Here is a 23732-nt window from a genome sequence, read left to right as displayed (position 1 = left end):
GGGCAAGCCCGACAATGGCGGCTGCGCGTCATGGACGTAGCCTTCGTCTATAGCGGCCTGCAGGCTGCTTCCAGCCAAGCCTTCGCCTCGTCTTCCAATTGCGGGCTGAGCTTGGCCCAGACCTGCGCGTGATAGGCGTCGATCCAGGCGATCTCGCCCGCATCGAGCAGCGAGGGCTCGATCAGCGCCCGCTCATAGGGGCACCAGGTGATCGTCTCGAAACCATAGATCGTACGGTCGCCGCCGGGGATCTTCCGCTCCTCGACCACGATCAGGTTCTCGATGCGGATGCCATACTCCCCCTGCTTGTAGTAGCCGGGCTCGTTGGACAGGATCATGCCAGGCTCCAGTGGCGTCGTGCCGAGCTTGGAAAGCCGCTGCGGCCCCTCATGCACCGAAAGATAGCTACCGACGCCATGGCCGGTGCCATGATCGAAGTCGAGCCCGGCCTGCCAGAGCGGCAGGCGGGCCAGTGCGTCGAGCTGCGCGCCGGACGTTCCCTTGACGAACACCACGCGTGAGATCGCCAGATGGCCCTTGAGCACGCGGGTATAGCGATCGCGCATCTCGTCGGTCGGCGTACCGACCGCAATGGTGCGGGTGATATCGGTGGTGCCGTCCTCGTACTGTGCTCCGGAATCGACCAGGAAGATGCCCGGTTCGAGCCGGCGATTGCTCGATTCCGTGACGCGATAATGGGGCAGGGCGGCATTGGGACCGGCACCGGCGATGGTGGTGAAGGAGACGTCCTTGAGCAGGCCGGTCTTCAGCCGTTCGGCCTCCAGTGCCGCAACTGCGTCGATCTCGGTGAGTTTGCCCTTCGGTGCCTCGCGCGTGAGCCATGACAGATAGCGCACGATGGCCACGCCGTCGCGCAGATGCGCGGCGCGCGTGCCGTTGAGCTCGGCCTCGTTCTTTCTTGCCTTCATCAGCGCGATCGGGTCGGCGCCGGCATCTGGCGTGCCGCCGGCTTCGCGGATCAGGGTGGCGAGCGCGGAGGCAGCCGTCGCCTGATCGAGACGGACCTTGGCCCTGGCCTTGCCCAGCGCCTGGAGCTGCTTCTCGAGGGCTGCAGGCGGGGCGATCTCGCCGACCGCGCCGATGGCGTCGCCGGCCTCGTTGGTGATCTTTTCGGGTGCGAGGAAGACCGTCGGGCGCCCCTCGCGCGGTACGATGCCGTAGCCCAGCGGCAGGGGCGTGTGTTCGACATCACCGCCGCGAATATTGAAGGTCCAGGCCAGGGCATGCGGGTCGGAAATGACCAATGCGTCGACCTTGGCCTTGGCCAGCGCCTCCTGGATGCGTGCAAGTTTGCTGGCGGTGGTCTCACCGGCATAGTCGCCGCGATGCGCTTTGACCGCAGCGGCCGGCGGGGCCGGGCGATTGCTCCAGAGGGCATCGATCGGGTTCTGCGAAACGGCGGTCAGCATGCCGCCGGCAGCCTCGACCGCCTTCTCGAGCTTGGCGACGCCATCGACCGTGTGCAGCCAGGGATCGTAGCCCAGCTTCGCCCCTGCAGGCAGGTTCGCCTCGATCCAGCGCTCGAGCGGGGTCTCCTCCATCTTCACCGGCGCAACGACCTTCGTGTCGGTCTGCTCTGCCGACTGGATGGTGTAACGGCCGTCGACGATCAGGACAGCCTTGACGGCCAGCACGACGGCATTGCCGGCCGAGCCGGTGAAGCCGGTGAGCCAGGCGAGCCGCGCCATATGGGCGGGGACATATTCGCCTTGATGCTGGTCGGCGCGCGGCACGATGAACCCGTCCAGGCCTTGCGCAGCGAGTGCCTTGCGCAGGGCCGCGACGCGAGGCGCGACCTCGGCCGGATTGCTCGGTTCGGAAAAGGACTGGAAGCGGCAGGTCGGCAAGCTGTGCGCGGGCGATTCGGTCATGGCGGGTCCAAGCATGGCGATATTTGCCATCGTCGCGTCAGAACCGGCGGAAGGCCAGCGCAAAAGCGGCATCCTGCCCTGCTTCGTCAGTAGGCCCTCATGGGCGCTGTTTTGGGCGCTCTGCCTCTTCGCTATGCGATTGGTGTCAATTGTTAATCGAAATTGCGGCCGCGCATGCGTCTAGTGCATATCTCGCATCTGCGAAATCATCTTCTCGCAAGTGCGAAGAAGTACCACTTTGGTTGCATAAGAGAACGAGGAAGCGACCGGGACTGTCCTTCGTTTGGAATGAGGAGATGGACCTGTGACCTATGTACTGAATGCGACCGACGCCCTGCCTGCCGCCAAAGCCGTGAACACGGCGGGCCTGAGCTTCTGGCAGCGCCTCTACGTTGCAATGATCGAAAGCCGTCGCCGCTCTGCCATCCGTGAGCTGCGCGCGCGCTCCTACCTCGTCAACGAGGCGGAGATCGTGCTCGGCGGCTTTCCACAAACGGCGCTGAAGAACGACGCCGCGCTTCCGTTCAACCGCTGATTTTTGGCGCCGCGCCCGAAGGGGCCGCCCGCGCTCAGAAAAGGACCAAGACCATGATCGCCATCGTCAAGCACGCTTTCGAATGGGTCGTCGATACGGCCAAGTTCACCGCCGCCGTCTGGCACGACGCTCGCGCCCTGCAGGCCGAGGCGGAACAGAAGTACGGCCACATCGGCTTCTGAGCCTGAGGCTCGAAGCGACAAACGCCCTCTTCGGGTGGCTGGCCTAGTAAGGGCGGCGCGGTCTTGGGGCCGCGCCGCCCTTTTTCATGACCAGGGTAGCCCAGCCATCGCGCTGGGACTGACGCGCCAGGAACAGGCCCTGGTGCCGGTAGGTCGAGACGATCCCGGCGACATCCATCGCCAGAAGCCCGGAGAGGATCAAGCTTCCGTCCCGCGCCAGCACGCGCGCGAGCGACGGGGCGAGGCGCTTGAGCGGGCCGGCCAGAATATTGGCGAAGACCAGATCGAAATGGCCTGGCCGGTTTGCCTTGGCATGGAGCAGACCAGGCGCGACATAGAGATCGAGCGCCCCTGGCGCATGGTTGACGCGGGCGTTGCGCGCTGCGACCCCGACCGCGACGGCATCAATATCGCCGGCGACGACGCGGCGCTTCGTCTGCAGCGCCAGCGCGAGCCCCAGAATCCCGGTGCCGGTGCCGACATCCAGGCCGCGCAGCGGGCGGCGCTTCTTGAGTTCGGCATCAAGAGCCAGCAGGCAGCCGGCCGTGGTGCCGTGATGGCCGGTGCCGAAGGCGAGCGCCGCCTCGATCTCGATCGCGACGTCGTTCACCCGCACCATGTCGCGGTCATGCGCGCCATGGACGAGCACGCGTCCGGCCCGCACGGGCTTGAGCCCGTCGAGGCTGGTGGCGACCCAGTCCTTCTGGTTGACGGTGGTAAAGGGGGTTGCATCGATGCTGTCGCCGACGATCGGGCGCAGCATGTCTCGCACCGCATCCTCATCAGGATGGGTCGCGAAGTAGATTTCGACCTTCCACGGCGTGCTCAGCGAGAGCGTGGTGATGCCGTCCTCGATCTCGAATGAGGAAATCGCCGTCTCGGTCGGATCGAAGATCTCGCCGAGCAGTTCCGTCAGCGCGCGCGCCTTGTCGCCGCTGGTTGAGAGTTCGAGCACGGTCGCGACCGTGGCTGGGAGAAGACCTTCACGCATGCGGGCGGGATAGCAGGGGTGGGGGCGGATGTCATGCGCCGTCGGCAGGGGCGACGAGGTCCTTGGTCATGAAATAACGGGTCGCCCCGGGCGGTTCGAGTGCGATCTCTCCGAAGACGCTCCAGCCAAAGCGCTTGTAGAACTCCGGTGCCTGGAAGCTGAGCGTGTAGAGCACCGCCTTGCGACAGCCTCGGCGAAAACCCTCTGCCTCGGCCATCTGTAGAATGCGGGTGCCGAGGCCCGACCCGCGCTGGGTCTTGGGCAGATAGAACAGATCGATGAACAGCAGACCGAGCGAGGTGCGGCCGAGCAGCCCGCCGATCAGTTCGCCGCTCTCGCTGTCCTTGATGGTGATCGTCAGCGGCGTGTGATCACTGACGCCACCCATCTCGACATTGTAGCTCCGCAGCCCCTGGGAGATCACGGAGTGGAGATCGGGATTGGCAGTGTCGGTCAGAGTGACCGCGACGTTGGGCATCATGCTGATCCTGCTGGCTTGGAGCCAGCATTCCTGCGGGACCGGCCCGAGGCGATCCCGGCGTGCATAACCACTTCGGAGATGCTGCACATCGCCGCGCCGGGCATGACGGCTGCACTTGCTCAGCCCGCCTTCTGCACGAAGGAGTCCAGCACCATCTTCCGGCCGGCCTTGTCGAAATCGACGGTCAGCTTGTTGCCGTCGACGCTGGCGACAGAACCGGGGCCGAATTTGATATGGAAGACACGGGCGCCGGCATCGAAGGCGGAGCTGCCGGTCGATTTCGCAGTCAGCTCGCCTTCGATCAGCAGCGGGCCGCGCTGGCGGCCTGAACCCGAGCCACCCTGGCCGAAACCACGGCCGCCATTGTCCGAGAAGCCTGAGCCGCCACCGTTCCGCGCGCGGTTCTCCTGCGCGCGCTGCCAGCCCGGCGTCTGGTAGGACGAGCCGAAACTCTCCATGCGGTCGAAGCGCGAGGCGCCATAGCCACCCTGGCTATAGGTCGAAGGGGCCTGCACGACCTCGACATGCTCCTCCGGCAACTCGTCGATGAAGCGGCTCGGCAGGCTCGACTGCCAGAGGCCGTGAATGCGGCGGTTCGAGGCGAAGAGGAGTTTCAGGCGCTTGCGGGCGCGGGTCAGGCCGACATGGGCGAGGCGGCGCTCTTCTTCCAGTCCGGCGCGGCCGCTCTCGTCGAGCGCGCGCTGGTTCGGGAAGAGGCCTTCCTCCCAGCCGGGCAGGAAGACGGTGTCGAATTCGAGACCCTTGGCCGCGTGCAGCGTCATGATGCTGACACGCGCCTCGGCCTCGCCGCCATCGGCATCCATCACCAGCGAGACGTGCTCGAGGAAGGCCGGCAGGTCGGGGAACTCGTCCAGCGAGCGCACCAGTTCCTTGAGGTTCTCGAGGCGACCGGCGGCATCGGCCGAGCGATCCTTCTGCCACATCTCGGTATAGCCGGATTCCTCCAGCACCTGCTCGGCAAGCTCGCCCTGCTTCATGTGCTCGGCCTTGGCCGACCAACGGGCAAAGGCCTCGACCAGTTCGCGCAGCGCGGTGCGGGCCTTCGGCTTCAGTTCCTCGGTCTCGACCACGGCACGTGCCGATTGCAGCAGTGACAGGTTGGTTGCGCGGGCATGGTTGTGCAGGAGCTGGACTGTCGCGTCGCCGAGCCCGCGCTTCGGCACATTGACGATGCGCTCGAAGGCGAGATCGTCGGTCTGGCTCACCACGCAGCGCAGATAGGCCATCGCGTCACGGATCTCGGCCCGCTCGTAGAAGCGCGGGCCGCCGATGACGCGATAAGGCACGCCGACATGGACGAAGCGCTCCTCGATCTCGCGCATCTGGGCGGAGATGCGAACGAGGATGGCGACCTCGGCAAGGTTTTCACCCTTGCTCTGCATCGCCTCGATCTCGTCGCTGATCAGGCGGGCTTCTTCCTGGCTGTCCCAGGCGCCGGTGATGGTGACCTTCTCCCCGGCCTCGTCCTCGGTGCGCAGCGTCTTGCCGAGCCGGCCCTCGTTGCGGGCGATCAGCTTCGAGGCGGTGGCGAGGATATGGCCGGTCGAGCGGTAGTTGCGTTCCAACCGGACCACGACCGCGCCGGGAAAATCGTGCTCGAAGCGCAGGATGTTGTCGACCTCGGCGCCGCGCCAGCCATAGATCGACTGGTCATCGTCGCCAACGCAGGCGATGTTGCGCCGGCCCTGCGCCAGTAGGCGCAGCCAGAGATACTGCGCGGTGTTGGTGTCCTGGTACTCGTCGACAAGGATGTAGCGGAAGCGCTCATGATAGGTCGCGAGCACATCGGCATTCTCGCGGAACAGCGTCAGGCAGTGCAGCAGCAGATCGCCGAAATCGACGGCGTTCAGCGTCTTCAGCCGCTCCTGATAGGCGGCATAAAGGGCGCCGCCCTTGCCTCCGGCGAAGACGCCGGCTTCCCCCGGCGGTACGTCCTTGGGGGCAAGCCCGCGGTTCTTCCAGCTATCGATGAAACCCGCCAGCATGCGCCCGGGCCAGCGCTTCTCGTCGATCCCGGCGGCCGTGATGACCTGCTTCATCAGGCGGATCTGGTCGTCGGTATCGAGAATGGTGAAGTCCGAGCGCAGATCGAGGAGCTCGGCGTGGCGGCGCAGGATCTTGGCCGAGATCGAGTGGAAGGTGCCCAGCCAGGGCATGCCTTCGGCAACGGGGCCGACGAGGCTTGCGACGCGCTCCTTCATCTCGCGCGCTGCCTTGTTGGTGAAGGTCACCGAGAGGATCTGGGACGGGTAGGCGCGGTTCGTGGCGATCAGATGGGCGATGCGAGTGGTCAGCACGCGGGTCTTGCCGGTGCCGGCGCCGGCAAGGACCAGGACCGGGCCATCCGTGGCCTCGACCGCTTGCCGCTGCTCCGGGTTTAGGCCTGCCAGATAGCCGGCCGCCGGCTGTGCGGCAGCGCGGGCGGCGAGGCCGCCGGGGCGGGGCAGAGGGGCGGAGGTCGTGTGATCGGACAAGGCTTCAGGTCGCTTTGATCGTGATTCGTTCCAGAGGCAATATAGGCTGTTGCGCCGCAGATTGCTGGATAACGCTGATGGGCGTTGAATGCTCGCCCGATCGTCAGGACGCGCCGCGATGAATGTGGATATCGCCTCCCGCCATTCCACCCATGAAGTGACGAACCAGGTTCCCATACTGACCGATTACGACGCCTTCGCGGCTGATCCGGTGCTGCGGGCAGCCGTCGCGGCCTTCGACGCAGCCTGGGCCTCCGAGCGTCTGCATGAGGCGGGGCGCACAGTCGGCTCGGCGCAGGTGCAGGATCTGGCGCGATTGGCGAACAGATTCACGCCCGAACTCAGGACGCATGACCGGTTCGGCAACCGCATCGACCAGATCGAGTTTCATCCGGCCTGGCACGAACTGATGGGGCTCGCGATCGGGCAGGAGACCCATTCGCTCGCATGGACCAGGCCGGGCCCGGGCGCACAGGTGGCGCGTGCTGCGCTGTCCTATCTCTGGAGCCAAGGCGAAAGCGGTATCTGCTGCCCGATCAGCATGACCTATGCGGCGATCCCGATCCTGAAGCAGGAGCCCGACCTCTGGAGCGAGTGGGGCGCCCTGGTCAGCTCCAACCGCTACGACCGCCGCCAGACGACCGCCTCCGCCAAGACGGGAGCGACCGTCGGCACGGCAATGACCGAGAAGCAGGGAGGCTCGGACCTGCGCCAGACCCAGACCATGGCCCACGACAATGGCGACGGGACCTGGTCCCTGACCGGGCACAAGTGGTTCTTTTCGGTGCCGCATTCCGACCTGTTCCTGACCTTGGCCCGAACTGCCGAGGGCATTTCCTGCTTCGTGGTGCCGGGCTGGCTGCCGGATGGCTCGCGCAACGGCGTGGCGATCCAGCGGCTCAAGGACAAATGCGGCAATCGCTCGAATGCCTCGTCGGAGGTCGAGTTCCGCGGCGCTATCGGCCGGATGATCGGCGAGCCGGGCCGGGGCCTGCGCACAGGCCTGTCCATGAACCAGGGTTCCCGGCTGGACATCGCGGCGGCGTCGGCCGGGCAGATGCGGCTCGCCGTTTCGCTGGCGGCCCATCACGCGGCCCATCGGCGCGCCTTCCAGCGAGGGCTGATCGACCAGCCGATCATGCAGAACGTGCTGGCCGATCTTGCGATCGAGGCCGAGGCTGCAGCCTGGCTCGCCTTTCGGCTCTTTGCGGCGCTCGACCGTCAGGAGGCGAGCGAGAGTGAGCGGTTGCTGGCGCGGATCGGAGCGCCGATCGCGAAATATTGGGTATCGAAACGCACACCGGCGGTGGTGGTCGAGGCTCTGGAATGCCATGGCGGCAACGGCTTCATCGAGGAGAACCCCATGGCCCGGCTCTATCGGGAAGCGCCGCTCAACAGTGTCTGGGAGGGCTCGGGCAACGTCATTTGTCTCGATGTGCTGCGCTCGCTGGAGCGAGAGCCGGGCTCGCTCGTGGCGCTGATCGAGGAGATGCGGAGCTCCTGCGGAGCCGACAATCGCTTCGATGCGCATCTGAGTGCGCTGGAGGCGGAGATTCCCGCACTGGTGCGAAGCGAAGGACAGGCGCGGCGGCTGGTCGAGCAACTGGCGCTGGCATTGCAGGCCTCGCTGCTGTTGCGGCATGCACCTCACATGGTCGCAGATGCCTTCATCGCGACGCGGCTCGAAGGTCGCTGGTCGGGACATTTCGGCGATCTGCCGGTGTCCGTGGATGCTGCCGCGCTGGCGCGTCGGGCGATGCCGGCCGTGGCGTAGCGCTCATGAGTTTGCGCGCGCCCTCTCTCCAGAGCGCGAGAGGGGCGCGCGGTTGATCCGGCTCAGGTCTCGGCCTCAGCCGGCGCGAAATCCATCGCGACGCCGTTGATGCAGTAGCGCAGTCCGGTCGGCGGCGGGCCGTCAGGGAAGACATGGCCGAGATGGCCGCCGCAGCGGGCGCAATGCACCTCGGTGCGATGCATCATGTAGCTGTTGTCCTCGCTGATTCCGACCGCGCCCTCCAGCGGCTGGTCGAAGCTCGGCCAGCCCGTGCCGCTCTCGAATTTCTTGCCGGACTGGAACAAGGGGTTGCCGCAGCCGGCGCAGGTGAAGCGCCCGGCGCGCTTCTCGAAGTTCAAGGCGCAGGAGCCGGCGCGCTCGGTGCCGTGCCCGCGCAGCACGTGGTACTGCTCCGGCGTCAGGCGGCGGCGCCACTCCTCATCGGTCAGCTGGAATTCGAACTCACCGGCTTCCCTCGCCTTGCCGCCGAACAGTCCGGACAGTCCCATCGTCATTCTCCCGTTCAAAGGTTTCGGGCGGAATATGGGGATGATTGCGCTCCGCGTCAGCCCGCCATCACGGATAGCTGATCCCGATAGTGCGTCACCCAACCGTCACGCGACTCCTCTAGTCGGCTCGCCATCGCAACGGACCGCGCGAGGAACGAAGAATGCAGACGGCGCGTACGGTTCGGAGGGAAACCACAATGGGCCTGACCACGGCGGTGCATCGCAGCAAGCCGCTATCGCGGGCGGGCATCCTGGAACGCCTGTTCACCCTGGCCTTTTCCGGTCTCGTCTATCCGCAGATCTGGGAAGACCCGGTCGTCGACATGGAGGCGCTGGACCTGCGCCCTGACGATCATGTCGTCGCAATCGCGTCCGGCTCCTGCAACATCCTGTCCTATCTCACCGCCAACCCGGCGAAGATCAGTGCTGTCGATCTCAACGGCGCCCATATCGCGCTCGGCAAGCTCAAGCTCGCCGCGCTCGCCAGCCTGGCAGGCCACGAGGAATTCCTGCGCTTCTTCGGCGAGGCGCAGTCCCAGGCCAATGTCGCGCTCTATGACCGCGAGATCGCGACACGTCTCGATGCCGTGTCGCGCAGCTACTGGGAAGGCCGTAGCCTGAGCGGACGCCGGCGCGTCCAGGTCTTTGCCCGCAATTTCTATCGATACGGCCTGCTCGGCCGTTTCATCGGGGCCGGGCATCTCCTTGGCCGCACGCTCGGCTGCGATCCGCGCGTGATGCTTCAGGCGCGCGACATGGCTGAGCAGCGCGTGCTGTTCGACAGGCATATCGCTCCCGTCTTCGACAAGCCCCTGGTGCGTTGGCTGGTGCGCCAGCCGGCATCGCTCTATGGGCTCGGCATTCCGCCGGCCCAGTACAAGGCGCTCGCGGCCGACGGCGACGCCGGGATACGCGGCGTGCTTCGGCATCGGCTGGAGCGACTGGCCTGCGGCTTCGACCTGAAGTCGAACTATTTTGCCCGGCAGGCCTTTGGACGGGGCTATGCGACGGACGAGAACGCGTCCTTGCCACCCTATCTTGAAAGGCGGAATTTCGCGGCCGTCCGGGAGCGGGCAGGGCGCGTCGCCTATCATCAGAGCGCGATCACCACCTTCCTCGAGAATCAGCCTGCGAAGAGCTGCGATGCCTATGTGCTGCTCGATGCTCAGGACTGGATGAATGACGCAGATCTCACGGCGCTCTGGACGCAGATCATGCGTACGGCGCGACCCGGCGCCCGCGTGATCTTCCGGACGGCCGCCGATGAGCGGCTGCTGCCCGGCCGGGTGCCGGCCTCGATCCTCGCGCAATGGCGCTATGAGGAGGCGCGCAGCCGGGAGCTTGGAGCGCGTGATCGCTCGTCGATCTATGGCGCCTTCCATCTCCATGTGCTGCCGGGAGCGACGGCATGAGCGCTGACCGCGCCACGACCGAGACCGCCGGCCTCATGGACCGGATGTATCGCCACCAGCGCCATATCTACGACGCCAGCCGCAAATTCTATCTGCTTGGCCGCGATCAGCTTATCGCCGAGCTCGATCCTCCGCCGGCTGGCTCGATCCTGGAAATCGGCTGCGGCACTGGACGCAACCTGATCAAGCTCGCTCGGACCTATCCTGACACGCAGTGTTACGGTCTCGACGTCTCCGCCGAGATGCTCGCGACTGCCGGGAGAAGCGTGGCAAGATCGGGACTTTCGGAGCGCATCCATCTCGCACAGGCCGATGCCACCTGCTTCGACGCCGCGGCCCTGTTCGGGCGCGATGGATTTGATCGCATCGTCATCTCCTACGCGCTCTCGATGATCCCGCCCTGGCGAGGCGTGATCGCCCAGGCGCTGCGGACACTGACGGCCACCGGTTCGCTGCATATTGTCGATTTCGGTGACCAACGCGGCCTGCCTGCGTCATTTCGTGTCCTGCTGAATCGCTGGCTGACGCTGTTCCATGTCACGCCAAGGCATGATCTGCCCGAGGCGATCGCCGAACTCTCGCGGATCGAGGGCGCCGAGAGCCGTACGAGGCGGCTCCTTCGCGGCTACGCCATCCATGCCGTGGCAACGCGGCGGGCAGCCTGAGCAGCGGGCGCTGGACGCGCCATCCTTTGGCCTGTAACGCCATGGAATGGCTGAGAATACGACGTCCGGTCGCAGGCAAGGGCAGGTCGAACGGCTGCGGGGCGACCTGCGCCAGCTCTACCATGGTCGCTCGCCCGAGGCGGTGCGCTTTCAGCTTGCGATGGCGGTTGTCGATCTGCTGATCATCGCCTTTTTCATCGCGACACCGCTGATCCGTGAACGTCCGCTCTTCTATTGGCTCGATTACGCGGTGGCAGTGATCATGGTCATCGAGATCGGCGCGCGGATGCTGGCCTCCTCGAACATTCCGCGCCTGCTGCGCCAGCCGAGCATGCTGCTCGACCTCTTCATCCTGGCGACGCTGCTGGCGCCGCAATGGCTGGAAAACTTCGGCTTCCTGCGCATCCTGCGGCTCTGGTCGCTGTCACAGCGCGGGCTGATCTGGGAGCGGCTGCGCGCCGCGGGCTATTCCGAATGGGAGAGCGCGGCGCGGGCGCTGGTCAATATCGTGACCTTCCTGTTCGTGGTGACCGGCTTCATCTACACCTTCTTCTTTCGCGAGACGGCGGGCTTCGCGGGCTATGTCGACGCCTTCTATTTCACGGTCGCGACTGTGACGACGACCGGCTTCGGCGACATCACCTTGCCCGGCACCGCCGGCAAGCTGACCTCGATCGTGGTGATGATCGTCGGGATCTCGCTGTTCGTGCGCCTGGCGCAAGCGATCTTCCGGCCCAACAAGGTCACCTTTCCCTGCCCGCAATGCGCGCTGCAGCGGCACGAGCCGGACGCAGTGCATTGCAAGGCCTGCGGGCATGTCCTGAAGATCCCCGATCACAATGACTGATCAGGAAATCCCGGACTGATCAGGAAATCTTGGACTGATCAGGAAATCTCGACGCCCTTCCAGAAGGCGATGCGGTCCTTGATCTCGGCGGCAGCGGCCTTCGGCTCGGCATAGTACCAGGCGGCGTCCCTGTTCTCAGCGCCACCAACGACGATCGAATGATTGGCCGTGCCCTTCCACGGACAGATCGAGGTCGTGTCGCTTGGCTTGAAGAATTCAGGACGGATCGCGCTGCGTGGAAAATAGTGGTTGCCTTCGACCACGACCGTCTTGTCGGATTCCGCCAGAACGGCGCCGTTCCAGGTTGCCTTGACCATCTCCGCTCCTTTCGACCGGCGCTGATCGTCGAAGATGGGGCGGCCTCAGGCCCAATGACAGGAGCAAGTTGCCACCGCCGGCTCTGCGTTGTCAGTGGCGCGTTTCGAGCTCACGCTCGTCGTGCAGGTCCTCGACCGTGATCGTTGTCTTCTTCGGCATGCCGATGATGCGCCCGATCGTGGCCGGCAGCGGCATGCGACAATGCGCCGCTTTCATCAGGGCGAGATTGGCCAGGATATCGGGCGGAAACGGCGAGACCTTGCGGGTCGCCATGTCGACATGCAGCGAGAGGTTTTCACTTGTCGCCGCGAGCCAGCCTTCGCTCGCATGCCGCATTTCGAGATAGTAGTGCAGGCGCTTTTCGTCGAAGGCGATCAGTTGCGCGGTGACCCGCACGAGATCGTCCTCGGTCAATTCGCGCTTGTAGAGGATGTGGCATTCGGCCGCGAAATAGGACGCGTTGCGCGTGTCGACATAGTCCTGATTCAGGCCGACGAGCGAGAAGACCTCGTCGACTGCCCGATCGAACAGCACGTGATAATAGGCCATGTTGAGATGGCCATTATAGTCGATCCATGGCGTTTCGACCCGCATTGCGGATGATACGAAGGGGGAGAAGAACAGCGCCGGAGCGCGGATCTCGTCTTTCATGGCCGCCTCCCGCAGAGTTTTCGCGTGCGGCGGAACGGAACTCCACTGACACGCTACCATCGTCTTGAAGACGCCGCCGGACGAGCCTTGCCCTGCCTGATGCACCGCCTCCCATGCGCCCGGCGATCTTGCTGCCGGCAGCGACACGCAGGACAAACACGCCTGCTGCCGCTAGGGTCTGCCTTGTCAGATTCAACCGCTTCAGAAGCCGACCAGTTCCAAGTTAAGCGCCAAGCCCGGAAAAAGACAATGAGCCTTTTTGCAACTGCTTCTCATGCCGCCTCAGCCGCAACCCTGCCGCCGTCGCTGGCTGCGATCGAGGCGGTGACCCGGGCACTCGCCGCCAGCTTCGGCAATCGGCTGGTGACGAGCCAGGCGGTACGGGAACAGCATGGCCACACGCTGACCTGGATTCCGAACCAGCCGCCCGATGCGGTCGTCTATCCGCAGAGCACCGAAGAGGTGTCGGAGATCGTCAAGCTCTGCGCGAGCCATGGCGTCCCGGTCATCGCATTCGGCACGGGCACCTCGCTCGAAGGCCATGTCAACGCGCCCTTTGGGGGCGTCTGCGTCGATCTCAGCCAGATGAAGCGCATCATTGCCGTCCATGCCGAGGATCTCGATTGCGTCGTCGAAGCCGGCGTGACCCGCAAGGAACTCAACGAGCACCTGCGCGACCAGGGGCTGTTCTTCCCGATCGATCCCGGCGCGGACGCGTCCATCGGCGGCATGGCGGCGACGCGCGCCTCGGGCACCAATGCGGTGCGCTACGGCACGATGAAGGACAATGTCCTCTCCCTGACTGCGGTGATGGCAGACGGCTCGGTCGTGAAGACATCCAGCCGGGCGCGGAAGACCTCCGCCGGCTATGATCTCACCCGCCTGCTCGTCGGCTCGGAGGGTACGCTCGGCATCATCACGCAAATCACACTCAAGCTGCATGGCATCCCGGAGGCGATTTCGGCTGGCGTCTGCCCATTCCCTTCGGTGAAGGCAGCCTGCGACGCGACCATCGTGACGATCCAGTCCGGTCTGCCTGTCGCGCGCATCGAATTGGTCGACGATGTGATGATCCGCGGCGTGAATCTGCATTCCAAGCTCGGCTTGCCGGAGACGACAATGCTTTTCGTCGAGTTCCACGGCACGGAAGCGGGCGTGAAGGAGCAGGCGGAGCGCTTCGGCGATATTGCTGCCGATTTCGGCGGTGGACCGTTCGACTGGGCGACCAAGGCCGAGGACCGGACGAAGCTCTGGCAGGCTCGCCACGACGCCTACTGGGCCGCCCGCGCATTGCGGCCGGGCGTTGAATCGGTGGCGACCGATGTCTGCGTGCCGATCTCTCAGCTCGCCGAATGCGTCGAGGAAACCAAGCGTGACATCGAGGCCAGCGGTTTGATCGCTCCGATCGCCGGTCATGTCGGCGACGGCAATTTCCATACCCAGCCGCTCGTCGATCTCGCCGATGAGGACGAGATGGAGCGCTGCCGCGGTTTCATCGACCGGCTGGTGAAGCGCGCACTCGCCATGGGCGGCACTTGCACAGGCGAGCATGGCGTCGGGCAGAAGAAGATCAAGTATCTCGAGATCGAGCACGGCCCGGCGACGCTGGATGTCATGCGCCTGCTCAAGCGCTCGCTCGATCCGCAGAACATTCTCAATCCGGGCAAAATCCTCGTCTTGTGACATCCAGACAGCTTGCGCGGCGGTATCGGGAACTGGAATGTCGTGATCTCGCCGCGACCTGGCGGCAAGATCGCATAACCGCCGATAAGAGGGATGATGCTGGAAGGTGCGTGAGACCCTGACCGTCCTGGCCGGTCTTCTGGTGCTGGCATTGCTGGCCGCGTTGATCGGACCAGGCTTTGTCGATTGGCGACTGTATCGACCGCAGATCGAGGAGCGCCTGAGCGCTACGCTCGGCGCGGAGACGCGCGTTGCCGGTGGAATCGGCCTGAGGTTGCTGCCATCGCCGCGGCTGACCCTGGCCGATGTCCGCATCGGCGATCAGGGCGGACAGGCGAGCCACGCGACGATCGAGCATCTCACGGTCGAGCTTGCGCTGACCGCGCTTGCACGTGGCGAGTTCCGTTTCTCCGATGCCGATGTCGAAGGCGCAACGCTCTCGCTTGTCGCCAACGAGGCGGGTGCGGTGCTGCTGCCTCGCCCGATTGGCGCGGGTCTGCCGGTGCAGACCAGCCTCGACCATTTCAGCATCCGCCGCTCGGCGCTGATCTGGCGGGAGACGGGCAAGGAACCCGTCACGTTGTCGCCGATCGCCGCGGAGCTCACCGCGGTCAGTCTTGCCGGCCCATGGCGCATGGAGGGCGAAGTCGGCGGCTCTTCGTTGCGTCTTGCGACCGGAACGATCGAGCCGGATGGTCGCCTGCGCGCCAAGGTTACCGTGACGGGGCAGGAGGGCCAGCTCAGCTTTGACGGCGCCTTCCTGCTGCCGACAGAGAAGGGCGGCGTCACACCTGGGCTGGACGGTTTGTTCACGGCCGCGCCGGGGGGAGCAGTCAGCCTCTCGGGCCGGGTGAGCGGCGGCAGCCACCTGTTCGACCTGAGCGGGCTGACGGTCGATCTTGCCGGCGGCGTCGCCCGACTGGAGGGCGAGGGGCAGTTCCAGCCCATGCAAGGCACAGGCTCGGTTGCCTTGCGGGCGCGGCGCGTGGATGGCGATGCGTTGGCTACGGCTCTTGGCGAACGCGCTGGTTTTGCGCGGGCCTTGCGCGGGCTTCCCGGCGCGCTCGATCTCAGCCTTGATCTCGATCAACTCGCGTGGCGAGGCGAGGATTTCTCGGCTGTCGCCGTGCGCGGGCGGTTGAACGAGGTCGGGCTCGCCAATGCTTCGGCCTCGGTTCGCGTCGCAGGCGCCCTGATTGGGGCGACGGGCGCTGTCGACCCCGCGGGGTTTCGCGGCAAGCTCAACCTCAAGGCGGATGACGCGCGCCGCGTCGGGCTGGCGCTGGCGCGGGCCGGGCTTGATGCGGCCCTCGCCGACCTGATCGCCGACCTGAAGCAGATCGATGCGGAAGCCGTTGGCGATTGGGGCTCGGAACAGCTGCGCTTCGAGCGCCTGACCATTGCCGGGGCCTCCGGTTTCAGACTGGACGGATCCGGAGAGATTGCTGCGGATCGGCTGGCCGCAAAGCTCGCGCTGCAGGGCCTCGATCTCAATACCCTGCCAGCGGGCGGGAGTTTTGCCGGGCTGATCGGGACGCGCGACCTGGCGCTCGACCTTTCTCTGAGCGGAGCCCGTTTCCGCAATGCAGCGCCCGGTTCCGCCCGGCTCGCCCTCGCGCGCGAAGGCAGCAACTGGCGGCTCAACCGGCTTGCCGTCGACGGGTTTGGCGGGATTTCAGTCAATGGTGCCGGCGCGCTGCTGCCGGAGGGTGGCGAAATCTCCGGCCGCATTCGTGCGCCGCGCTTCGAGGCGCTTGCGGCCCTTGCCGGGCCACTTCTGCCAGAGGAGCTCCGCCAATCACTCGCGCGCGCTGGTGACGGGCTCTCGCGGCTGGATGCAAGCTACCGCCTGACGCGCACGGTTACCGGCGACACGGCCTTGCTGCTGGAAGGTGACGCCCAGGCCGGAACGCTGGCCCTGAATGCGCGGTTGGACCGGAGCGGAGCATGGACCAGCGCCAATCTGCGCTTTGATCTTGCGGATCGTCGACAGCTCTTCGCGGCGCTGGGCCTGCCGGCACCGATGCAGGATGGACCGGGCCGCCTCGTTCTTGATCGCGAGCAGGGGCGTCTCAGCGGCTCGCTGGCAGGGCCGGGGCTGTCGATCGTGGTCGACGGCGAGTCAGGCGCGGCTGCGCCGCGCCTGACGGTGCAAGCGGATCGTCCCGGCCAGATCCTGCCCGAGGGGCTGGCGCGCGCCTTGCCCGATGTTGTGCTGGACGCGCATGGCATGGTTCGTTTCGCCACCGACCAGGTCGCCCTCGATGGTCTCGTCGCCAATCTTGGCGGAAGCAGCGCGCAGGGAGCGCTGGCGTTGCCGAGGGAGGGGCCAATCTCCGGCAAGCTCATGCTGCCACGTGCCGATCTGCGGACCGTGATCGGCTCGGTCCTGGGAACCGCAGCGGCGTCTCCGGGCAGCAACTGGTCGGCCGCCCGTTTCGGCACGGCGTCGGGCCTTGGCGAGATCAGCTTGTCAGTTGAAGCCAAATCCCTGCTCGTCAGTGACGATATCGCTCTGAACGATGCGGCCTTCGCCCTGCATGCCAGCTCCAGCGAAATCCTGATCGAGGCACTCTCTGGAAGCTATGCCGGCGGTAAGGTCTCGGGGCGGGTAACGGCACGGCGTGAAGGCGGGCTTGCGCAGCTCTCCGGCCGGATCGCGCTGTCGCAGCTCGATCTCGCCATGCTCACGGGCAATGGCCTTGCCGGGAAGCTGTCGGGACAAGTGGAGGGAGGCGGTTCCGGAGAGAGCCCCGCGCGGCTGGTTGCGGGGTTGGGGGGAGCCGGTACCTTCAGCATCGCAGGCGCGAGCCTCGCCCGGTTTGATCCCGGTGGCTATGCCCGCGTCATCGCCGCGACCGGAGAGGATGCATCCGAAAGCGAGACCGGCCGTTTGCAGAGCCGGCTGGCGGATGCGCTCGACCGGGGCTCATGGCCTCTCGGCGATGTCGCGCTGCCCTTCACGCTGGCCGGTGGTCTCGTGCGGCTCGCACCGTTGACGATCGAGCGTGCGGGCCTCCGGGCAGAGGCAAGCGGAGTGGTCGATCTCCGGGCATTGACGGCGGATCTGAGGTTGGGACTGCGCCCGCTCGGCTCAATGCCCAAGGGGTGGTCGATGGCGACGCCCGCACTTGGCGTGGCCTGGCGCGGGCCGCTATCGGGACTGCGGCGCGAGACCGATGTCGGAGCTTTCGCGAATGCCGTGGCAGCGCGAGCACTGGCGCGCGAGATGGAGCGGGTCGAGGCCTTCGAGGCGGATGCGCGCGAGCGCGCTATGCATGCACGCCGCCTGCGCGCCGAGCGTGAGATGCGTGAGAACGAACGCAAGCTCGCGGATTTCCTGAAGGCGGAGGAAGAGCGCCGCCTCGCCGAGGAAAAGCGTGCAGAAGAGGAGCGCCGCGCCGCGGAGGCGCGCGCCCAGGAAGAGGCAAGGCGTGCTCTGGAGGCGCAGCGTCTCGATGAGCAGCGCCGGGCCGAAGAGGTCAGGCGGGCGGACGAGGCGAGGCGTCGAGCGGAGGCCGAGGCGCGCGCTGCAGCGACGCGTGCAGCTCAACCTCAGCATCAAGGCGGTCCGCTGATCCTGCCCGGCGCGCCGCGCGAGAACTTTCCGGAGCAGACTTTGCGACCCGTGATACCCGCTCCACCGCTGAGGCCGCCGCTGCAGATCGAGCCCGTGCCGCGCCCGCTGTCGCGGAGTCCGCACCCCGACTGATTCAAGATCTTCGCATTTTGATTCAGGTTCTTGTCAGCTTGAATCAGCGCGCCTGTGCAGGGTCTTGAAACTGAAGGGATTCGGCTCTGCCGGTGATGCCCGTCAGCCTCGTCCCGCAAGGCGCTGGTAATGCGCCAGCACATGCAGGCGCAGTGCCGAGGAGAGATTGGCCTCGCCGCGGTGGGAATCGACATCGGCGACGAGTGCAGCAAGTGTGCGGCGCTCTTGTGCCGCGATCACCTTCAGTGCCGCCCAGAATGGTTCCTCGAGCGATACGCTGGTGCGGTGCCCGGCAATGGCGAGAGAATGTTTGCGCTCGCGGCTCACCGCGGGTTCTCGCCCTTGTCATCGGGCGGGGGAGTAAGCTTGTGCCCGTCGAGTTCGCGGGTTGCCTTCTCGCGCCGCGCTTCAGTCAAGCTGCGCTCGGCCTTGCTCCGGCCGAAGTCGATACGGTTCTGGTCGGCCTTGGTTTCGGTCGCTACGCGTTGGCGCTGTTTGCGGGCGCGCCGGAGATTGATGATCTCTGCCATTCCGCCCGGCCTTGCTCAGGACGGGCCGAGCATACGCTCAGGCCGGACCGTGCTGTCGAACAACTCGGCATCGACGCCGGCCCTCAATGCTTCCTCGCGCAGGGTCGTGCCATTGTGATGGGCGGCCTTGGCGATGTTGGCAGCCTTGTCGTAGCCGATGGCCGGAGCCAGTGCCGTGACCAACATCAGCGAGCGTGACAGCAACTCGGCGAGGCGGCCCTCGTTGGCGACGATCCCATCGATACAGTGGACACGGAAGCTCTCGGCGGCGTCGGCAAGCAGCCTGACCGACTGCAGGAAGGCGGCTGCTATCACCGGCTTGAAGACGTTCAGTTCGAAATGGCCCTGGCTTGCGGCGAAGCCGATCGTCGCCTGGTTGCCGTGAACCTGCGTGGCCACCATGGTCAATGCTTCGGCCTGGGTCGGATTGACCTTGCCGGGCATGATCGACGAACCGGGCTCGTTCTCGGGCAGGCTGATCTCGCCGAGACCCGAGCGTGGGCCCGAGCCCATCAGCCGAATGTCATTGGCGATCTTGAACAGATCCATGGCAAGCGCGGCGAGCGCGCCATGGGCGGCGCTCAGCGCGCCATGGCTCGCCAACGCCTCGAAGGCATTGGCGGCGGGGCGGAAGGGCAGGCCGGTGAGCCCCGCCATTTCCTTGGCAAAGAAGGCGGCGAAGTCGCGATGGGTGTTGATGCCGGTGCCGACCGCCGTGCCGCCCTGGGCGAGCGCATGCAGCCCGCCGAGCGAGGCCTCGATCCGTCCGATGCCGAGATGGATCTGTGTGGCGTAGCCCGAAAACTCCTGACCGAGCGTGACCGGCGTTGCGTCCTGGAGATGCGTCCGGCCGATCTTGATCAGCGAGGCGAAGCGCTGCGCCTTGTCCTGCAGGGCCTGTTCGAGCTTGCGCAGGGAAGGAAGCAGCAGGCGCGAAATCTCGAGCGCCGCGGCAATATGCATCGCGGTGGGGAAGCAGTCATTCGATGACTGGCCGCGGTTGACCTGGTCATTGGGGTGAACCGGGCTCTTCGCACCGAGGCCGGCGTCGAGAATCTCGTTGGCGCGGTTGGAGAGGACCTCATTGACGTTCATGTTGGTCTGGGTACCGGAGCCGGTCTGCCAGACGACGAGCGGGAAGTGGTCGTCAAACCGCCCGCCCAATGCTTCATCCGCCGCCTGGCCAATGGCGCCGGCGACACGCTGGTCGATCAATCCCAGCCGAGCATTGACGTGTGCGGCTGCCTTCTTGACCAGCACCAATGCATGGATCAGCGGGAGCGGCATGCGCTCGCTCGGTCCGCCAATGCGGAAATTCTCGAGCGAACGCTGGGTCTGGGCGCCCCAGTAGCGATCTGCGGGAACGGCGATGGGGCCGAAGGAGTCAGTCTCTGTGCGGGTGTCCGGCATAGGCTCTGATCAGGTCTTCTTGCGGAAGGAATCGAGGCTGACGACCTGAGCGCCGCCACTCTCGTCACCATCCGCGCCGGCGTCCGGCTTCGCCGGGTCCACTTCGTCATCGGCGGCCGCCTTGTTCTTCGCAGCGGCACTTGCGGATTGCGGCTTTACCGGGAGGGCAAGCGGTGTCGGGGCGGCCACGCTGGGCTCGGACCCCGCTCCACGTGGCGCCCTTGCGGCTCCCGCGGTCTGATCGCTCGTGGAGGCTTCTTCGGGGGCCTCCTGGGTTTCGAACTTCAGGCCGAACTGAACCGAGGGATCGAAGAAGGTGGTGATCGAATCAAAGGGGACCAGCAACCTTTCGGGCACGCCTGAGAACGAGAGACCAACCTCGAAGGCGTGGTCACTGACGTTGAGGTCCCAGAACTGATGCTGGAGCACGACGGTCATCTCGTCGGGGTGCTTTTCGCGCAGGCGCTGCGAGAGGCGCACGCCGGGGGCCGTTGTCCGGAACGTGATGTAGAAATGATGTTCGCCCGGCAGGCCGTCGCGGCTCGCCTCGGCCAGGATCTTCCGTACGACACCCTTCAGCGCGTCCTGCACCATGAGATCGTAGCGAAGAATATCCTGTACCATCGTATCGACTATCCGTGTCCGCTTCCGAGCAAGGCAGAAAGTCGCCGGCCCTCGCATAAAAAAGTGGAGGCTTCTGTTGCCAGGCGCCTCCGAGCCCCGCCTTACGCGGCTAAGCGCAAGGGCTTTGGTTTGGGAACCAGCACCGCTTACGCGGCGACGGCAACCCGAGCATTGTTGTCGTTGGCAACTATGCAATGGCCCGATAACGGCGGAACCATGCCGAGCAAAAGAACGACCTTTACACCCTCGTCGATCCTATTTCGCCCCCGCCGGAACCCGTCTCGCGAATCGCGTACGGGCTCTGGTGGAGGCGCCGGGTACCGCCCCCGGGTCCGAAAGGCTTATTTCGACGTTCGTTTATCGCCATAGCCGCTCTTGCGAGTGGCAACCCGAATATAGGCACTCGGAGCGCGCGGGGAAAGAGACCATTGTCACTCCATCCGAAGCAATTTCGCCGGCTCTCAACGGGACGGGATATCGAGATTGGGCTCATCCCGGACGATCCTGAGCACCCTGCCGTCACGGACGCTGACATCGATCGCAATTTCGGCGCCGTTATTGTCGGCGCCGCCGAGCTCCCAGCGACCGCCATGAAGCTCGATGTCCTCGATCCAGGCCATGCCGTTGTCGAAAGCGATCCGGCGGGCTTCCGCGATCGAGATGTCCCGAGTGTTCGGAGCGGGGGGCGGCAGGGTGTTGGTTGCCACGGCAGGGAAGGAGAGCAGGGTGGCGATCGGCAGGATCCACATTGTGCTGCGAAACGACATTGTGATTCTCCTTAGCCTGAGCGCAGGGAAGGAGCGGCTCAATCATGGCTTTGTTTCGGCTGGCGTGAGGCGCTTCCTTGCGGCCTATCGCATTGCCGTGAGCGCATGCGCTCATCGCAATGCGATGGCTCTGGACGATGCGATTCCGGCTCTTGGGAATGGCGCGCGAATCCGGCTAGAAGCATCGTCATGCGCCAGTATCACGAGCTATTGCAACGCGTCCTGAGCGAGGGGGTCCGCAAGGACGATCGTACCGGCACCGGCACGCTTGCCGTGTTCGGCCATCAGATGCGTTTTGACCTCGCGCAGGGGTTTCCCCTGGTCACGACCAAGAAGCTACATCTGAAATCGATCATCCACGAGCTGATCTGGTTCCTGCGCGGTGACACCAATGTGCGCTACCTGCAAGAGAACGGCGTCACCATCTGGGATGAATGGGCCGATGCCAACGGCGATCTCGGTCCGGTCTATGGACGGCAATGGCGCTCCTGGCCGGCGCCAGACGGCAGCACCATCGACCAGATCGCCTGGCTGGTGAACGAAATCCGGCGTAATCCCGATTCGCGCCGGTTGATCGTCTCGGCCTGGAATCCGGCCGATATCCCGAAGATGGCGCTGGCGCCCTGCCACTGCCTGTTCCAGTTCTTCGTCGCGGACGGCAAGCTCTCCTGCCAGCTCTACCAGCGCTCGGCCGACGTCTTCCTCGGTGTGCCGTTCAATATCGCAAGCTACGCGCTGCTGACCCATATGGTCGCCCAGGTGACAGGGCTGGGCGCAGGCGAGTTCGTGCACTCCTTCGGCGATACGCATCTCTATGTGAACCATCTCGACCAGGCCCGGCTGCAACTCAGCCGCGAGCCGCGTGCGCTGCCGCGCCTGACGCTCAATCCGACGGTGGCGCGGCTCGAGGATTTCCGTTTCGAGGATGTGATGATCGAAGCCTACGATCCCCATCCCGGTATCAAGGCGCCAATCGCAGTATGACCCTCACCATTCGTCCCGCCCGACCCGACGAGGCCGGCCTCGTCCTGACCTTCATCAGGGAGCTCGCCGAATTCGAAGAGCTTCTGCACGAGGTTACAGCCAACGAAGGTCAACTCGCACAGGCCCTGTTCGGGCCAGATCCCAAGGTCTCCTGCGATATCGCCGAATGGGATGGAGCACCTGCAGGGTTCGCCGTCTGGTTCTATACCTATTCGACCTTCTCGGGCCGCCATGGCATCTGGCTGGAAGATCTCTATGTCCGGCCCGAATTTCGCGGCAAGGGAATCGGCAAGGCCCTGATTGCAGGGCTGGCGAAGCGCTGTATCGACGAAGGTCTGCCGCGCCTCGCCTGGTGGGTGCTGAACTGGAACGAGCCCTCGCGCGTGTTCTACCGCTCGCTCGGCGCCAATGCGCAGTCGGAGTGGACGGTCAAGCGCCTGGACGGCGAGGCGCTGCGGCGGCTGGGGGAGAGCGCGTGAGTGGACACCCGGCCCTTCCCATCGTCGTCATCGCCGCCGTCGCCGATAATGGCGTGATCGGCGACGATAATCGCCTGATCTGGCGGCTGAAGACGGACCTCAGGCATTTTCGTGGCCTTACGCTCGGGCGGCCGGTGCTGATGGGGCGCAAGACCTTTCTCTCAATCGGGAAGCCGTTGCCGGGTCGCGAGACGATCGTCTTGACCCGCGATCCCGGTTTTCGTGCCGAAGGCGTGCATGTTGCCCACGGCCTCGACGAGGCGATCGCGGCCGGCCAGCGGCTCGGCCTCGCGATGGGCGCGGATTCGGTCGCAGTTGCGGGGGGCGCCGAGATCTACGCCCAGGCCTTGCCGCTGGCTGACCGGATTGAACTGACCCAGGTTCATGTGGAGCCCGAAGGCGATGCTCATTTTCCGGCCTGGGACAGGGCGGCGTTCGAGCGCGTGAAGCAGGAGAACCACCCTCGCAGTGCCGATGACGAGCATGCTTTCACCTTCGCGACCTTTCGCCGCCGGGCCTGAACGCGGTTTCCGTTGACGATGAAGGGCTTGCGTCGTTGACGAATCCGTGTCCGATGACCAAGTCACGGACACGCGTTCCCTAAGGGCGCTGACAAACAGCCGCCGTTCGCCTATGGCACGTGTGGTACAGATGTGAGGAACGGCACGAGTATGCCTTGGAGCAACCAGAGCGGCGGTAGCGGTGGCGGCGGGGGAGGACCCTGGGGGCAGCGCGGGGGGGGGGGGGGCGGGGGCCCCCGGGGGGGGGGGCCCGGGGGGGGGGGGGGGGGG

At 65.5% G+C, this 23732-nt stretch carries 23 protein-coding genes and 1 other RNA gene; 11 read left to right on the top strand and 13 right to left on the bottom strand.

Annotated features, from left to right (window positions below):
- Nucleotides 1–47: 47 nt before the first annotated feature.
- Nucleotides 48–1892, bottom strand: a complete 1845-nt coding sequence (locus FG93_RS07300) for an aminopeptidase P family protein (RefSeq protein ID WP_052513500.1) — start codon at nucleotides 1890–1892, stop codon at nucleotides 48–50.
- 304 nt (nucleotides 1893–2196) lie between these two features.
- Here FG93_RS07300 and FG93_RS07295 point away from each other — a divergent pair, with 304 nt between their 5' ends.
- Complete coding sequence (locus tag FG93_RS07295) at nucleotides 2197–2427, top strand: hypothetical protein (RefSeq protein ID WP_043233330.1); 231 nt, start codon at nucleotides 2197–2199, stop codon at nucleotides 2425–2427.
- A 53-nt stretch (nucleotides 2428–2480) separates the two neighbouring features.
- Nucleotides 2481–2609 (top strand): hypothetical protein, encoded by a 129-nt coding sequence (locus tag FG93_RS33815; protein WP_280114127.1) that lies wholly within the window; start codon nucleotides 2481–2483, stop codon nucleotides 2607–2609.
- 43 nt (nucleotides 2610–2652) lie between these two features.
- Here the strand turns inward: FG93_RS33815 and FG93_RS07290 are convergent, their stop codons facing one another.
- The 3 genes from FG93_RS07290 to FG93_RS07280 all read right to left on the bottom strand — a co-directional run bounded on the left by FG93_RS07290 (nucleotide 2653) and on the right by FG93_RS07280 (nucleotide 6549).
- Nucleotides 2653–3600 (bottom strand): 50S ribosomal protein L11 methyltransferase, encoded by a 948-nt coding sequence (locus tag FG93_RS07290; protein ID WP_043233329.1) that lies wholly within the window; start codon nucleotides 3598–3600, stop codon nucleotides 2653–2655.
- Nucleotides 3601–3631: 31 nt separating this feature from the next.
- On the bottom strand, nucleotides 3632–4078 hold the full coding sequence (locus FG93_RS07285) for a GNAT family N-acetyltransferase (protein ID WP_043233588.1): 447 nt from the start codon (nucleotides 4076–4078) through the stop codon (nucleotides 3632–3634).
- A 122-nt stretch (nucleotides 4079–4200) separates the two neighbouring features.
- Nucleotides 4201–6549 (bottom strand): ATP-dependent helicase, encoded by a 2349-nt coding sequence (locus FG93_RS07280; protein ID WP_244448533.1) that lies wholly within the window; start codon nucleotides 6547–6549, stop codon nucleotides 4201–4203.
- A 145-nt stretch (nucleotides 6550–6694) separates the two neighbouring features.
- On the opposite strand from FG93_RS07280, the gene FG93_RS07275 reads away from it, so the two are divergent.
- The gene (locus FG93_RS07275; RefSeq protein WP_043233327.1) at nucleotides 6695–8350 is read left to right on the top strand and encodes an acyl-CoA dehydrogenase family protein; all 1656 of its coding nucleotides are present in this window, start codon (nucleotides 6695–6697) and stop codon (nucleotides 8348–8350) included.
- A gap of 62 nt (nucleotides 8351–8412) precedes the next feature.
- On the opposite strand, the gene msrB is transcribed toward FG93_RS07275, so the two are convergent.
- The gene (gene msrB, locus FG93_RS07270; RefSeq protein WP_081881387.1) at nucleotides 8413–8859 is read right to left on the bottom strand and encodes a peptide-methionine (R)-S-oxide reductase MsrB; all 447 of its coding nucleotides are present in this window, start codon (nucleotides 8857–8859) and stop codon (nucleotides 8413–8415) included.
- 197 nt (nucleotides 8860–9056) lie between these two features.
- Between msrB and FG93_RS07265 the strand changes: the two genes are divergently transcribed.
- The 3 genes from FG93_RS07265 to FG93_RS07255 are packed head-to-tail and all read left to right on the top strand — an operon-like array spanning nucleotide 9057 to nucleotide 11783.
- Nucleotides 9057–10271, top strand: a complete 1215-nt coding sequence (locus FG93_RS07265) for a DUF3419 family protein (protein ID WP_043233326.1) — start codon at nucleotides 9057–9059, stop codon at nucleotides 10269–10271.
- Entirely contained in the window at nucleotides 10268–10936 is a 669-nt protein-coding gene (locus FG93_RS07260) for a class I SAM-dependent methyltransferase (RefSeq protein ID WP_043233325.1), read from the top strand. The genes FG93_RS07265 and FG93_RS07260 overlap by 4 nt, the downstream gene beginning before the upstream one ends.
- 46 nt (nucleotides 10937–10982) lie before the next feature.
- Nucleotides 10983–11783 (top strand): potassium channel family protein, encoded by an 801-nt coding sequence (locus FG93_RS07255; RefSeq protein ID WP_043233324.1) that lies wholly within the window; start codon nucleotides 10983–10985, stop codon nucleotides 11781–11783.
- Between the two features lie 38 nt (nucleotides 11784–11821).
- On the opposite strand, the gene FG93_RS07250 is transcribed toward FG93_RS07255, so the two are convergent.
- Nucleotides 11822–12100: a DUF427 domain-containing protein gene (locus FG93_RS07250; protein ID WP_043233323.1), complete on the bottom strand. Its 279-nt coding sequence runs from the start codon at nucleotides 12098–12100 to the stop codon at nucleotides 11822–11824.
- Between the two features lie 91 nt (nucleotides 12101–12191).
- Entirely contained in the window at nucleotides 12192–12752 is a 561-nt protein-coding gene (locus tag FG93_RS07245; protein WP_043233321.1) for a thioesterase family protein, read from the bottom strand.
- Nucleotides 12753–13001: 249 nt separating this feature from the next.
- Between FG93_RS07245 and FG93_RS07240 the strand changes: the two genes are divergently transcribed.
- Both FG93_RS07240 and FG93_RS07235 read left to right on the top strand, forming a co-directional pair.
- Nucleotides 13002–14435: an FAD-binding oxidoreductase gene (locus FG93_RS07240; RefSeq protein WP_043233320.1), complete on the top strand. Its 1434-nt coding sequence runs from the start codon at nucleotides 13002–13004 to the stop codon at nucleotides 14433–14435.
- Between the two features lie 106 nt (nucleotides 14436–14541).
- Entirely contained in the window at nucleotides 14542–18147 is a 3606-nt protein-coding gene (locus FG93_RS07235; protein ID WP_043233319.1) for an AsmA family protein, read from the top strand.
- A gap of 102 nt (nucleotides 18148–18249) precedes the next feature.
- Here FG93_RS07235 and FG93_RS07230 read toward each other — a convergent pair whose 3' ends face one another.
- The 6 genes from FG93_RS07230 to FG93_RS07210 all read right to left on the bottom strand — a co-directional run bounded on the left by FG93_RS07230 (nucleotide 18250) and on the right by FG93_RS07210 (nucleotide 21478).
- Nucleotides 18250–18474 (bottom strand): ribbon-helix-helix domain-containing protein, encoded by a 225-nt coding sequence (locus FG93_RS07230; protein WP_043233318.1) that lies wholly within the window; start codon nucleotides 18472–18474, stop codon nucleotides 18250–18252.
- Complete coding sequence (locus tag FG93_RS07225) at nucleotides 18471–18677, bottom strand: DUF4169 family protein (protein ID WP_043233316.1); 207 nt, start codon at nucleotides 18675–18677, stop codon at nucleotides 18471–18473. Before FG93_RS07225 ends, FG93_RS07230 begins: the two co-directional genes overlap by 4 nt.
- Before the next feature lie 15 nt (nucleotides 18678–18692).
- Nucleotides 18693–20087 carry a class II fumarate hydratase gene (fumC, locus tag FG93_RS07220; protein ID WP_043233314.1) on the bottom strand — a complete coding sequence of 465 codons (1395 nt, stop codon included), beginning with the start codon at nucleotides 20085–20087 and terminating at the stop codon, nucleotides 18693–18695.
- 9 nt (nucleotides 20088–20096) lie between these two features.
- The gene (locus tag FG93_RS07215; RefSeq protein ID WP_043233313.1) at nucleotides 20097–20711 is read right to left on the bottom strand and encodes an SspB family protein; all 615 of its coding nucleotides are present in this window, start codon (nucleotides 20709–20711) and stop codon (nucleotides 20097–20099) included.
- Nucleotides 20712–20773: 62 nt separating this feature from the next.
- Nucleotides 20774–21136: a transfer-messenger RNA gene (gene ssrA, locus FG93_RS31700) on the bottom strand.
- Between the two features lie 36 nt (nucleotides 21137–21172).
- Nucleotides 21173–21478 (bottom strand): PepSY domain-containing protein, encoded by a 306-nt coding sequence (locus tag FG93_RS07210; RefSeq protein ID WP_081881364.1) that lies wholly within the window; start codon nucleotides 21476–21478, stop codon nucleotides 21173–21175.
- Nucleotides 21479–21667: 189 nt separating this feature from the next.
- Here FG93_RS07210 and FG93_RS07205 point away from each other — a divergent pair, with 189 nt between their 5' ends.
- Genes FG93_RS07205 through FG93_RS07195 form a run of 3 tightly spaced genes read left to right on the top strand, consistent with a single transcriptional unit; the run spans nucleotide 21668 to nucleotide 23462 of the window.
- A complete protein-coding gene (locus FG93_RS07205) occupies nucleotides 21668–22462 on the top strand; it encodes a thymidylate synthase (protein ID WP_043233310.1) in 795 nt (264 codons plus the stop codon).
- The gene (locus FG93_RS07200) at nucleotides 22459–22941 is read left to right on the top strand and encodes a GNAT family N-acetyltransferase (RefSeq protein ID WP_043233309.1); all 483 of its coding nucleotides are present in this window, start codon (nucleotides 22459–22461) and stop codon (nucleotides 22939–22941) included. The genes FG93_RS07205 and FG93_RS07200 overlap by 4 nt, the downstream gene beginning before the upstream one ends.
- Complete coding sequence (locus FG93_RS07195) at nucleotides 22938–23462, top strand: dihydrofolate reductase (RefSeq protein ID WP_043233308.1); 525 nt, start codon at nucleotides 22938–22940, stop codon at nucleotides 23460–23462. Before FG93_RS07200 ends, FG93_RS07195 begins: the two co-directional genes overlap by 4 nt.
- The last annotated feature ends 270 nt before the right edge of the window (nucleotides 23463–23732 follow it).

The organism is Allobosea sp. LC85 (assembly GCF_000735605.1).
GTDB lineage: Bacteria > Pseudomonadota > Alphaproteobacteria > Rhizobiales > Beijerinckiaceae > Allobosea.
The sequence above is the reverse complement of the archived record's forward strand: the minus strand, read 5'-3'. Positions and strand labels throughout refer to the sequence as shown.